A 12,370-nucleotide genomic window follows, 5' to 3' on the forward strand; every position below is an offset into this window, starting at 1 on the left:
ACGGTAAAAAGAATCACCTACGCGAGGAGCTGAACATGGGTTCGTTGATGGATATTCTCGGTGGTCCGAATGGGGACGGTGCACCGATGCAGGCTTTGCTGACAATGCTGCTGGGCTTGGACAATGTCGGTGCAAACCTCTTCGGTTCACTGGCTGACACCGCCGGTGGAATCTTCGGATCTCTCGACACCCTCAGCTTTACGCCGCCTGTCGTTCCCTGAGTTTTCTGATCGGCGTCATTTGCTCGTCCCAAGTGAACCACTGAACATCTAAAGGAGAACGTCATGCTTGAAGGATCTGTCATGGACGCTGCCGGCTCAGTCGGTGCGATCATCGGTCAGGGGTTGGGCAGCGTCAGTGGCCTGGCCGTCAAGGGTCTCGAGGCCCTCGCTGCGCTCAGCGGTGGAGAGTTGAAGGCCGCCAAGTAGATTGTCGATTTCGGGGCCTGCTCGTGTTGGCGCGTAGGCCCCGAAATACCTTTTTGTCGGCGCGTAATTCTCGCCATGTCAATTGCCGGAATTCTCAACCTAACGGCATGAGCATCCAGGCGGCGAGATATACCAAAGCCGCGGTTCCACCCGTGCAAATAGCGGCGATAACCGCGAGTAGACGGACAAGATTTACGTCGGCGCCGAAGTAATCTGCAATTCCGCCGCACACTCCGGCGAACATTTTCTTGTCGTTGGAACGGGTGAAGGGGCGAGGTGTGTTGCTTTCGAATGTCATGCTTCAATTCTGAAGCGAGATGGCGCCGCGCACCATCGGGGACGACCCCCATCTGCACCCTGATCTTTTGAGGCCGCCGTGTCATACCCCGGTAGTTCATCCCAGCTTCACCGAACAGTTGCTGCGGGAGACTAACTTGTCGGCGGTGACCGATTTAGCAGAACGCCGACCGTTCCTCAGCGCCTTCGCGGATCTCTCGACCGCCGTCGATCTGGCCGACACCGCCGCCTTCACCGTCGACGACAATGACGACGACGATCCGGTGCTGCTGACGTCGCCGGACGGTTTCGAGGTCGACACTTGGCGGGAGGGCTACCCGTACGACGCACGGATGCCTCGGGACGAGTACGAAATGTCCAAGCGTCTGCTGCAGATCGAACTCCTCAAGCTGCAGAACTGGTCGAAGGAAACCGGCGCACGGCACGCCATCGTGTTCGAAGGACGCGACGCTGCCGGCAAGGGCGGAACGATCAAACGATTCATGGAGCACCTCAATCCTCGAGGCGCTCGCGTCGTGGCGCTGGAGAAGCCGTCGGCCCGCGAGTCGACGCAGTGGTACTTCCAGCGATATGTCCAGCACCTTCCGGCTGCCGGGGAACTGGTGATGTTCGATCGATCTTGGTACAACCGGGCCGGGGTCGAGCGGGTCATGGGCTTCTGCACCGACGAGGAGCACGAGCGTTTTCTGCGCCAGGTGCCGTTGTTCGAGCAGATGCTCGTCGACGACGGCATCAGCTTGATCAAGTTCTGGTTCTCGGTTTCCCCGCTGGAGCAGCGCACGCGGTTCGCGATCAGACAGGTCGATCCCGTTCGGCAGTGGAAGCTTTCGCCGATGGACATCGCTTCTCTGGACAAGTGGGATGCGTACACGGCGGCGAAGGAAGAGATGATCCGGTTCACCGATACCGACACCGCTCCGTGGACCGTCATCAAGAGCAATGACAAGAAGCGCGCGCGGATAAACGCGATGCGTCACGTGCTCAGTCAGTTCGATTACGACAACAAGGATTACGAGATCGTGGGTACTCCGGATCCGCTGATCGTGGGAAGCCTCGAATAGTCGGCGCGTGTGCTCTGCCCATCCGCGGCGTGGGTGGTTAGTGTGAGTTGAATGGAGACCGTACCGATCCAACTCCCCGACGGCACCGTGACCCCGATCCGTCTGTTTCCCGGACCGAATGACGACGCACCCGTGGTGGTGATGTTGCCCGGGCTCGGAGTTCCCGCCGGGTTCTACGATCCGGTGGCGCAGGCCCTGGTCGACGCCGGCTTCAATGCGGCCATCGGTGAACTGCGCGGCCAAGGTGACAGCAAACCGCGCCCGAGCGCGTCGAGTGTTTTCGGATATCAGGAACTGGTCTCGATCGATTGTCCGGCGACGTTCGAGGTGGTGCGTGAACGGTTTCCGGCCAGCACACCATTTCTGATGGGGCACAGCATGGGCGGCCAGATCGGGGTCATGTACGCGTCCAGGATTCGGGGCCGGCTCGGCGGACTGATCCTGGTTGCCTCCGGATCGCCGTATCACCGCGGATTCCCCGGAATCCGTGCGCCCGGACTCTATCTGGGTTCGTCCGCGATGTCGGTGACAGCCAACATCGCCGGCTTCTGGCCGGGAGACCGGGTCAACGTCGGCGGCTTCGGTCGACAGTCGAAGGTACTGATCACCGATTGGGCCCGGTTCGCCAGGACCGGTCGCATGGAACCCGTCGGTGCGGATATCGACTACGAGGAGCGGATCGCTCGCCTGACCTTGCCGGTCCTGTCGATCACGATCGAAGGGGACGATCTCGCTCCGCGCCGGTCCGCAAAGAACCTGGTGGACAAGCTCTCCGGGACCCAAGTGACGATGACGCACATCGACGAACCACTCGGTCACAACGGTTGGATACGCAATCCCACCGCTGTGAGCGAGCGCGTCGTCGCGTGGTTGCGCGACCGCTGAGAGATCAGCCGAGTTTCTGCCAGAGGAACTCGTAGGTCAGCGCAGTCTTGAAGGCCAGCTGAGCATTGTCCGCGGCGCCGCCGTGGCCACCCTCGATGTTCTCGAAATACAGCACCGGCTTGCCAAGCTCTTCCAGCCGTGCGGCCATCTTGCGGGCATGCGCGGGATGGACGCGGTCGTCGCGGGTGGACGTCGCGATCAGGATCGGTGGGTACGACGCGGCGGCGTCGATGTTCTGATACGGCGAGTACTCCGAGATGAATGCCCACTCCTCCGGGACATCGGGGTCACCGTATTCGGCCATCCACGAAGCGCCGGCCAGTAGGAGATGGAATCGACGCATGTCCAACAGCGGAACCTGGCAGACGATGGCGCCGAAGAGTTCGGGGTACTTGGTCAGCATGATGCCCATCAACAGGCCGCCGTTGCTTCCGCCCTGAGCTGCCAGAAGATCCGGGGTCGTGATTCCGCGATCGACGAGGTCTCTCGCGACGGCAGCGAAGTCTTCGTGCACCTTGTGGCGCCCGGCCTTGAGAACCTGTGTGTGCCAACCGGGTCCGTACTCGCCGCCACCACGAATGTTCGCAACCACATAGGTTCCGCCCTGCGTCAGCCAGGCACGGCCCAGGGAACCGCTGTACGACGGTGTCAGCGAGATCTCGAATCCGCCGTACCCGTAGAGCAGGGTGGGGCCGGGCTCGCTACGCGGACTGCGCACCACGAAGTACGGAACCTGGGTGCCGTCGGCAGAGGTGGCGAAGAACTGCTCCGTGGTGATGCCCTCGGCGTCGAAGAACGAGGGAGCCTGCTTGAGGGCAGTGGGTTCGGTTTCGCCGATCACGCCGTGCAAAAGAGTTGCAGGGGAGGTGTATCCACTCGAATTGACGAAGTACTCGTTGCTGACATCAGGGTCGGTGTCGAGAATTTCGATACTGGTCAGTTCTGGAAGCCCTTCGAAAGGTCGATCCTCCCAGCCGTTTTCGCCCGGCGTCAGGATGCGCAGCGTCGTGCGCACGTCGGTCAGGACCACCAGAATCAGATGATCGCGTGTCCAGGTGTAATGCTCGAGCGACGAATGTGCGTCGGGTTCGAAGATCGATGTCAGTGCGCGTGAGCCGGCTAGGAAATCGTCGTAACGGATGGCAAGCAGTGCGCCGGTCGGATATTCGGTGTCCTCGACGGCCCACACGGACTTGGTGCGGATCAACAACCACTCGTGGTGAATCGAGATCCCGGCGTCCTCGGGGACGTCCACGAGCACCAGTTCACCGTCGGGGCGAACTTCGAAATGCTGAGAGTTGTAGAAATCGACCGAGCGAGTGACGAAGTCTCGTTCGAACCCGGGCGTCGGATCGTGCGAAGCCGAGATGGCCACGTCCGTGGACTGGCCCTCGTAGACGGTCTCGGCGCTGGAGAGGGGAGTGCCGCGCTTCCACCGCTGGGCCAGACGGGGATATCCGGAATCGGTGAGCGACCCTGGTCCGATATCCGTTCCGACGTAGACGGTATCGATGTCGATCCAGTCGATGTCGGTCTTGGCCTCGGGAAGGTAGAAGCCGGGATTCTCGCCCTCGGGAGCGAGGAACTCACGCTTGTCGATGTCGAACTCGCGAACGACCGCCGCGTCTGCCCCGCCGCGGGAGAGGCTGATCAATGCACGGTTGCGGTGTGGCCGTAGAAGTTGCGTGCCCTTCCAGACCCAGTTCTCGCCCTCGGCCTCGGCCAGGGCGTCGAGGTCGACCAGGACGTCCCATTCCGGGTCGTCGGTGACGTACTGATCGAACGTCGTGCGTCGCCACAATCCGCGAACGTGGGTGCTGTCGCGCCAGAAGTTGTAGAGGAACTCACCTCGACGGCGGACGTAGGGGATTCGCGCGTCGGTATCGAGGATCTCGCGCACGTCGCTCTGCAGTCGATCGAAGCGCTCGTTGTCGGTGAGCTGCTCCTCGGTCACGGCATTGTGCTGACGGACCCAATCGAGTGCAGACTCACCGGTCACGTCTTCGAGCCAGAGGTAGGGGTCGTGGCCGGTGGTGGGCTGCTGATCGGAAGTCATACGTCCATTCTTACTGCTCGCTCCCGACAGCACTCGACCCCGCTCCCGAAACACTGGAGCGGGGTCGAGTGAGAACGAATCGGGTCAGACGCCCAGGGAGTGAGCGAGCATCGGCCAGGAGTTGTGGAGATCGTCCTGCCAGTAGCCCCACGAGTGGGTGCCGGTCGGCTTGAAGTCGAAGGTGGCCGGGATCTTCAGGTCGCTCAGGCGGTAGGCGAGGTTGTGGGTGCAGTAGTTGACCGCTGCCTCGATGATGCCGCCGACGATCGCCTGGTTGGCGAGCGCACCGATCTGACCGTTGATCGCGGGATTGGCGAGAGTGTCGTGTGGGCCGGGGAGTCCGGAGCCGGTGGAGACGTAGAGCTCGGTGCCGCGGAGCTTCTCGGCGTTGAGGACCGGATCGTTGTCCTTCCAGCCCTGACCGTCGAGCGGGCCCCACATGTTGGTGATGTCAGCTCCGCCGCGGGTACCTGTGACAAGTTCGATCGCACTCTGACCGACGGGAGTACTGGTCTCGGCACATCCGCTGTACGCGCCGACGCCCTTGTAGAGGCCGGGAGCCGCGATGGCGAGGTTGAGGACCGAGGTCGCGGTCATGGAGATCGCGGAGATGGACTGGACCTTGTTGGTGTTGAACTCGGCGTCGATGACGGGCGGGAGTTCCTTGGTCAGGAACGTCTGCCACTTCTGGCGACCGAGAACCGGATCGTCGTTCACCCAGTCGGTGTAATAGCTGAATGCGCCTTCGAGTGGAGTGACGACGTTGACGTTCTTGTCCTGGAAGAAGTTCATGACGTCGGTCTTGCGTTGCCAGGTCGCCGAGTCTTCGCCGCCGCCTGCACCGTTGAGTAGGTAGAGCGTCGGGCGGGGTTCGCTGTTGTCTGCGGGGAGGATGACCTCGAGCGGGATGTTGCGATCCATCGCCGGGGAGAAGACCGAGATGGTGACCTTGCGGTCGCCGGTCTTGGTGTTGCTCACGACGTGCGATCCGGACGTGTCACCGCCCGCAGAAGCTGTCGCCGGACTGATCAGCATCGGCAGCACCGTGGCCACTGCGAGAGCTGCGATCACACTGCCACGCTTGAAAATTCGAGCACGCATACGTTCGGATCCTCCACCTGAATGTCTTCGGATCCGGAACGGATCGAAGTGCCTGTGAGCCCTGACTGGAACAGGTTCACTTTTTGTTATGTGTCAGTAAAGCAGAGCAGCAGCAGAAAGTGACGCGATTTTCTTGCCTGACAATTGAATTGGCCCCGGAATTAACCCTCGAATTAGTTCTGAAAAGAACTCGACCCCGCTCCCAGAAGTGCAGGGAGCGGGGTCGAGCTGAAACGATTTCGGTCAGATGCCCATCGAGCGAGCGAGCATCGGCCAGGAGTTGTGGAGATCGTCTTCCCAGTAGCCCCACGAGTGGGTGCCGGTCGGCTTGAAGTCGAAGGTGGCCGGGATCTTCAGATCGTTGAGGCGGTAGGCGAGGTTGTGGGTGCAGTAGTTGACTGCTGCCTCGATGACACCGCCGACGATCACCTGGTTGGCGAGTGTGCCGACCTGTCCGTTGATCGCCTCGTTGTTGAGGGTGTCGTGCGGGCCGGGGAGTCCGGAGCCGGTGGAGATGAAGAGTTCGGTGCCGCGGAGCTTCTCGGCGTTGACGACGGGGTCGTTGTCGATCCAGCCCTGGCCGTCGAGGGGGCCCCACATGTTGGTCACGTCAGCGTCGCCGCGCATGCCCACAACCAGTTCGATGGAGGACTGGCCGACCGGTGTGCTGGTCTCGGCGCATCCGCTGTATGCACCGACGCCCTTGTAGAGGCCCGGAGCTGCGATGGCGAGGTTGAGGACCGAGGTCGCGGTCATCGAGATCGCGGAGATCGACTGGACGCCGTTGGTGTTGAACTCGGCGTCGATGACGGGCGGGAGTTCCTGGGTCAGGAACGTCTGCCACTTCTGACGGCCGAGGGACGGGTCGTCGTTCACCCAGTCGGTGTAGTAGCTGAATGCACCTTCGAGCGGAGTGACGACGTTGACGTTCTTGTCAGCGAAGAACTCGTTGACGTCGGTCTGACGCTGCCACGTCGCCCGGTCTTCGCCGCCGCCTGCACCGTTGAGCAGGTAGAGCGTAGGGCGGGGTTCGCTGCCGTCTGCCGGGAGGATGACCTCGAGCGGAATGTCGCGTCCCATGGAAGGTGAGTACACCTTGATGGTGGCGATGCGCCCGTTGTCCGTGCGGCTCGAGAGCTTGGAACCCGTCGTGTTTGCCTTGGCGACAGTTGCCGTGGTGGTCGACGGATCTCCGCCTGCGGACGACACTGCAGGGCTGATCAGCATCGGCAGCACGGATACTGCGGCTACAGCGGCGACCAGACGGCCACGCTTGAAAGTGCGAGCACGCATACGTTCAGAAACCTCCACCTAAAATTCCTTCGAATCCGCCCAGGAGTGAACGGTCCTTTGTTGCTGTTCCCGTACGGGAATTCATGCTGGGTACATGCTCTGTCGATAGGTACAGGGCGTGTGAGTCTTGTAAGTTCTACCGCATCGGTGCGTTATCCGCCAGTGAACCAGAGATTTGCTGAACGTACGACCAGTTTCAGGTGAATTTCCCTGATCATCGACGGGATTAGTGAGTGAACCGGACATATCCACTATGGGAACAACATTGTTGCCTACCTCTGCAGTCGAACGCGTCTGTCGAAGATCTTCTCCGATATCAGCGCCCAGCGGGGAGTTACGTTTCGGTGAACGTCGGTTACTCGCCGCAGACTCGCGCGGACTCGACGGCAATCGCCGAGAGTTTCGCGTGGCAGGCGCGGGTCGAGTTCCCGGAGATAACCCCTGTCTTCACCGTCGACGGCGTCGTCGAGATTCAGGAGTCCGGCGGAATCGCCCTGGCCTTCGACCTGGAGGACTCGAATCCGCTGGAGGGAGAGCTAGCCAACGTCTCGTACTTCCACGACCTCGGAGTCCGCTCGATGTTGCCGACGTACAACTACATGAACGCTGCCGGCTGCGGATGCTTGGACCTGGCGGACACGGGGTTGAGTGGATACGGCCGTGACCTGGTTGCCGAGATGAATCGCGTCGGAATGACGGTCGACGGCTCACATTGTTCGGTACAGACGGGGTTGGACATCTCAGCTATCACCCAGCGAGCAATGATCTACAGCCACTCCAACCTCCGAAGGTTGTGGGAGCATCCGCGCAACATCACCGACGATCAGGCGAGAGCGTGTGCGGAGACCGGCGGCGTCATCGGGATCAACGGCGTGGGCATATTCCTCGGCGTCAACGGACCGGATGACGACCAGGCTCGGCTGTCCGCGATGGCCGACCACATCGAAGAGGCTGTCGGACTCGTCGGCATCGATCACGTCGGGATCGGCTCCGACTTCTCCTTCGACGCCGACGACTTCCGCGAAGAGATCGAGCAGAACCCGTCGTCGTTCTCCGAGGCGTACACGGCGTGGGGACCACTGCAGTGGACTCCCCCGGAGGACGTGCTGACACTTGATCAGGTATTGCGTGAGCGGGGCTTCGACGAGCCGTCGATCGAGGCCGTGTACGGCGGAAATTTCGCCCGAGTTGCCCGAGAAGTGTGGGCTACCGACGGGTAATGCGACCATCTGGGGACAGCGAAACGATGCAGGACTACCCTGGTGAATCGTGACCTCACACTATGACGTCGTTGTCCTCGGAGCCGGCCCCGGTGGGTACGTCGCTGCTATCCGCGCGGCACAACTGGGCCTGAGCACCGCCATCATCGAGCAGAAGTACTGGGGCGGTGTATGCCTGAATGTCGGCTGCATTCCGTCCAAGGCGCTTCTCCGTAACGCCGAACTCGCGCACATCTTCACGAAAGAAGCGAAGACGTTCGGCATGTCCGGAGACGTGTCCTTCGATTTCGGCTCCGCTTTCGATCGCAGCCGCAAGGTCGCGGACGGGCGAGTCAAGGGCATTCACTTCTTGATGAAGAAGAACAAGATCCCGGAGTACGACGGCAAGGGCACGTTCGTCGACGCCAACACCATCAGCGTGGAGCTGAGCAAGGGTGGCACCGAGACGATCACGTTCGACAACGCGATCATCGCGACGGGTTCGTACACCAAGCTGCTGCCCGGCACCTCGCTGAGCGAGAACGTCGTGACCTACGAAGAGCAGATCCTCACCCGTGACCTTCCAGGTTCGATCCTCATCGTCGGTGCCGGCGCGATCGGCATGGAGTTCGGTTACGTCCTCAAGAACTACGGCGTCGACGTCACGATCGTCGAGTTCCTCGATCGGGCACTGCCCAACGAGGACGCCGACGTCTCGAAGGAAATCGCCAAGCAGTACAAGAAGCTCGGCGTCACCATCAAGACCGGTGCCGCTGTGCAGTCCATCAGCGACGACGGCAGCAAGGTCACCGTCTCGATCAAGGACAACAAGTCCGGCGAGATCGAGACCGTGGTCGTCGACAAGGTTCTGCAGTCCGTCGGCTTCGCACCGCGCGTGGAGGGCTTCGGTCTCGAGAACACCGGCGTCGCGTTGACCGATCGCGGCGCCATCGCGATCGACGACTACATGCGCACCAACGTCCCGCACATCTTCGCCATCGGTGACGTCACCGCCAAGCTGCAGCTCGCGCACGTCGCAGAAGCTCAGGCTGTCGTCGCTGCCGAGACCATCGGCGGCGCGGAGACACAGACACTCGGTGACTACCGGATGATGCCGCGTGCGACGTTCTGCCAGCCGCAGGTCGCCTCGTTCGGTTTGACCGAGGAACAGGCCAAGGCCGAGGGCTACGACGTCAAGGTCGCGAACTTCCCGTTCGCTGCCAACGGCAAGGCACACGGTCTCGGTGACCCGACCGGTTTCGTCAAGCTGATCGCCGACAAGAAGTACGGCGAACTGCTCGGCGGGCACCTCATCGGACCGGACGTTTCGGAACTGCTGCCCGAGCTGACCTTGGCCCAGAAGTGGGACCTCACGGTCAACGAGTTGGCACGCAACGTCCACACCCACCCCACACTCAGTGAGGCTCTGCAGGAAGCGATCCACGGCCTCGCCGGCCACATGATCAACTTCTGACGGCAGGGCCTTCGGCCCCGTGCGCCTTTTTCGGTAGTTCGCTCTACCGGAAAGGCGCACGGGGTTTTTCGTCTTTTGTGTCGAGTTGTGTTGCGAAACCGCCATCTGAGGCCTTCGAGTCGGGGTGTAGGCGCGCAACGCATTAGCGTCCCGAGTCGACCATCCGGCTTTCGAAGGACCACTCATGAAAACTCGTTCCGTACTGCTCGCGGCTTGCGTCGCGCTGACGCTCTCCGCCTGTGGAACCTCAGGTGACTCCGGATCGGACACCGAAGCTTCGGGTGCCGCCGAGGCGGGGGCGTTCCCCGTGACCGTCGACCACGCCTACGGCTCGACGACGATCGACGCGGAGCCGATGCGCATCGTGACCATCGGATGGAGTGGCCAGGATTCGGTGATCGCGCTGAACAAGGTTCCGGTCGCCATGGAGAGCTTCTCCGGTGACGGCATCGAGAACAACATCCTGCCCTGGGACGCTTCGCGTCTGAACGGTGCCAAGCCCGTTCTCATGACGACCAATCCCGATATCCCGTTCGAGCAGATCCTCGGGCTCGATCCCGACGTGATCCTCGCCGTCTACTCCGGCATCGACGAGGGCGAGTACAAGCGCCTCAGCGACATCGCGCCGACTGTCGCGTTCCCCGACCAGCCGTGGGATACGGCGTGGGACAAGCAGATGAGCATGATCGGCGCGGCACTCGGACAGCCGGCGCAGGCGCAGACGCTGATCGACGAGACCGGGGCGTACTTCGAGAAGCAAGCCGCAGATCACCCCCAGTTCCAGGGCAAAACCGCCACGTATGCAATGCGCACCGACGAGGGTTTGATCGTATTCTGCGGCACCGACCCGCGGATCCGTCTTCTCGGCCAGCTCGGGCTGAAGACCTCGCCCGGTGTCGACGCGGTGTGCACTTCCGGCGACAGTTCGGTGTCCGTGGGCATGGAATCCATCGACACACTCGACTCCGACGTCTTCATTCTCGTCGACGCCGACGGCACCAACCTGGACAAGCTCATGTCCTTCGGTCCGTTCGCGAACATGACCTCGGTGTCGAACGGCCGCCTGGTTCGCCTGGTCGGAATGGACTACGCGATGGCTACGTCCGCTCCGACGGTGCTGAGCGTTCCCTACGCATTCGACGAGTTCATCGCTCAGCTTTCGGACAAGCTGAGCTGATTCCGAGCGTCGTACGACGCTTGTGACGCAACGATTTTCGGCACCTGCGACTCGAGTAGTTCGATCAGGGCCGTGATCTTTGCGGCGACGTCGGCGCCGAGTTCGGTCAGGCTGTATTCCACTTTGGGCGGGATGGTTTCGAGTACCTCACGGTGCACGAGGCCATCCCGCTCGAGTGTTTGCAGGGTCTGCGAGAGCATGCGCTCGCTGACTCCGTCGACGCGTCGGCGCAGGGCACTGAACCGGTACGGGCCCTCGTTCAATGCCGCCAGCGCGAGTGCGCCCCAGCGTCCGGTTGCATTCTGCAATGCCGCCCGAGAGTTGCACCCGCGAGCGAAGACGTCAGCCTCGAGGGTTGGGTCCACGCCGTCGGCATTCGGATCAGGGGTCTGGGCAGCACGTGAAGGTAAGTCGGTGCTGGTCATGAACCCAGGCTACTACTGCACGATCCCATAGCGCTAACTCGACGTGTTGCACTTACGAAAAATAAGTGCATGATGGTTGCAGAACGCATTTACGCTTCAACCTGGATCGGGAGTTCGCATGAGCATTGCAGTCACCGGCGCAACCGGAAACCTCGGACAACTGGTAGTCGAGTCGTTGATCGGGCGGGGAACCGCCGCGTCCGACATCGTCGCAGTCGTCCGCAATCCACAGAAGGCGGAAAGCCTCGCCGCCCGCGGAGTAGTTGTACGTCAAGCGGACTATGCGGATGCCTCGGCGTTGGAAACCGCATTGGCGGGCGTCGACAAGCTGGTGCTGATCTCGGGAAGTGAAGTGGGGTCACGGCTCGCGCAACACACCAACATCATCGACGCGGCGAAGGCTGCCGGCGTCGGATTCATCGCCTACACGAGCATCTTGAATGCTGAGGACACGCCGATGAAGCTTGCTGCCGAGCACAAGGCGACCGAGGACGTGCTCACTCGGAGCGGTATTCCGTTCGCGCTGTTGCGCAACGGTTGGTACTGGGAGAACTTCACCAACGACCTGGCCGGTGTGATCGAACGTGGCGCACTGGTCGGTGCGGGGGCGGAAGGCAAGATCGCGGCTGCGGCGCGTGCGGATTACGCCGACGCCGCAGCAGTGGTCGCGACCACCGATGGCCACGAAGGGGCAGTGTACGAGTTGGGCGGTGACGAGAGGCTCACCTACGCCGAATTGGCCGAGAAGATCAGCGAATTCGCGGGCAAGCCCGTCGTGTACCAGTTCGTGGACGAGCAGGCATACGAAGGCATTCTCGAAGGTGTCGGACTACCTGCACCGGTTGCGCAGATCCTCGCCGATTCCGATGCCGCAATTGCCAAGGGGGCGTTGGACACCGAGTCGGGTGACCTGCAGAAGTTGATCGGCCGCAGCAGCACTCCGGTGGCTGAGGTGTTGAAGCAGGCCTGACCTG

The 12,370-nt window shown here is 61.8% G+C and carries 13 protein-coding genes; 8 read left to right on the forward strand and 5 right to left on the reverse strand.

The window, feature by feature from the left end; translation table 11 throughout:
- Nucleotides 1-35 precede the first annotated feature (35 nt).
- Nucleotides 36-221 carry a hypothetical protein gene (locus ABWI03_RS09255; protein WP_223304379.1) on the forward strand — a complete coding sequence of 62 codons (186 nt, stop codon included), beginning with the start codon at nt 36-38 and terminating at the stop codon, nt 219-221.
- A 63-nt stretch (nt 222-284) separates the two neighbouring features.
- Nucleotides 285-428, forward strand: a complete 144-nt coding sequence (locus ABWI03_RS09260; RefSeq protein WP_003941503.1) for a hypothetical protein — start codon at nt 285-287, stop codon at nt 426-428.
- Between the two features lie 94 nt (nt 429-522).
- Here the strand turns inward: ABWI03_RS09260 and ABWI03_RS09265 are convergent, their stop codons facing one another.
- Nucleotides 523-726, reverse strand: a complete 204-nt coding sequence (locus tag ABWI03_RS09265; protein ID WP_003941534.1) for a PspC domain-containing protein — start codon at nt 724-726, stop codon at nt 523-525.
- Between the two features lie 145 nt (nt 727-871).
- On the opposite strand from ABWI03_RS09265, the gene ppk2 reads away from it, so the two are divergent.
- Nucleotides 872-1,786, forward strand: a complete 915-nt coding sequence (ppk2, locus tag ABWI03_RS09270; protein WP_024487730.1) for a polyphosphate kinase 2 — start codon at nt 872-874, stop codon at nt 1,784-1,786.
- Between the two features lie 51 nt (nt 1,787-1,837).
- Entirely contained in the window at nt 1,838-2,671 is an 834-nt protein-coding gene (locus tag ABWI03_RS09275; RefSeq protein ID WP_298774014.1) for an alpha/beta hydrolase family protein, read from the forward strand.
- Nucleotides 2,672-2,675: 4 nt separating this feature from the next.
- On the opposite strand, the gene ABWI03_RS09280 is transcribed toward ABWI03_RS09275, so the two are convergent.
- The 3 genes from ABWI03_RS09280 to ABWI03_RS09290 form a co-directional block, all read right to left on the reverse strand.
- Nucleotides 2,676-4,727 carry a prolyl oligopeptidase family serine peptidase gene (locus tag ABWI03_RS09280; protein ID WP_166810648.1) on the reverse strand — a complete coding sequence of 684 codons (2,052 nt, stop codon included), beginning with the start codon at nt 4,725-4,727 and terminating at the stop codon, nt 2,676-2,678.
- 84 nt (nt 4,728-4,811) lie between these two features.
- Entirely contained in the window at nt 4,812-5,828 is a 1,017-nt protein-coding gene (locus ABWI03_RS09285; RefSeq protein ID WP_124567883.1) for an alpha/beta hydrolase, read from the reverse strand.
- Nucleotides 5,829-6,071: 243 nt separating this feature from the next.
- The gene (locus tag ABWI03_RS09290) at nt 6,072-7,121 is read right to left on the reverse strand and encodes an alpha/beta hydrolase (protein ID WP_021343370.1); all 1,050 of its coding nucleotides are present in this window, start codon (nt 7,119-7,121) and stop codon (nt 6,072-6,074) included.
- A 344-nt stretch (nt 7,122-7,465) separates the two neighbouring features.
- On the opposite strand from ABWI03_RS09290, the gene ABWI03_RS09295 reads away from it, so the two are divergent.
- From ABWI03_RS09295 to ABWI03_RS09305, 3 genes are all read left to right on the forward strand, one after another.
- Nucleotides 7,466-8,341 carry a dipeptidase gene (locus ABWI03_RS09295; RefSeq protein ID WP_492226386.1) on the forward strand — a complete coding sequence of 292 codons (876 nt, stop codon included), beginning with the start codon at nt 7,466-7,468 and terminating at the stop codon, nt 8,339-8,341.
- Between the two features lie 49 nt (nt 8,342-8,390).
- Nucleotides 8,391-9,794, forward strand: a complete 1,404-nt coding sequence (lpdA, locus tag ABWI03_RS09300) for a dihydrolipoyl dehydrogenase (RefSeq protein ID WP_003941477.1) — start codon at nt 8,391-8,393, stop codon at nt 9,792-9,794.
- 184 nt (nt 9,795-9,978) lie between these two features.
- Entirely contained in the window at nt 9,979-10,971 is a 993-nt protein-coding gene (locus ABWI03_RS09305) for an iron-siderophore ABC transporter substrate-binding protein (protein WP_298774023.1), read from the forward strand.
- Here the strand turns inward: ABWI03_RS09305 and ABWI03_RS09310 are convergent.
- Nucleotides 10,947-11,396 carry a winged helix-turn-helix transcriptional regulator gene (locus tag ABWI03_RS09310; RefSeq protein ID WP_298774025.1) on the reverse strand — a complete coding sequence of 150 codons (450 nt, stop codon included), beginning with the start codon at nt 11,394-11,396 and terminating at the stop codon, nt 10,947-10,949. The two genes, ABWI03_RS09305 and ABWI03_RS09310, sit on opposite strands and share 25 nt — an antisense overlap.
- 118 nt (nt 11,397-11,514) lie before the next feature.
- Between ABWI03_RS09310 and ABWI03_RS09315 the strand changes: the two genes are divergently transcribed.
- Complete coding sequence (locus ABWI03_RS09315; protein WP_283376781.1) at nt 11,515-12,366, forward strand: SDR family oxidoreductase; 852 nt, start codon at nt 11,515-11,517, stop codon at nt 12,364-12,366.
- The last annotated feature ends 4 nt before the right edge of the window (nt 12,367-12,370 follow it).

The organism is Rhodococcus baikonurensis, assembly GCF_040489275.1.
Classification (GTDB): domain Bacteria; phylum Actinomycetota; class Actinomycetes; order Mycobacteriales; family Mycobacteriaceae; genus Rhodococcus_F; species Rhodococcus_F baikonurensis.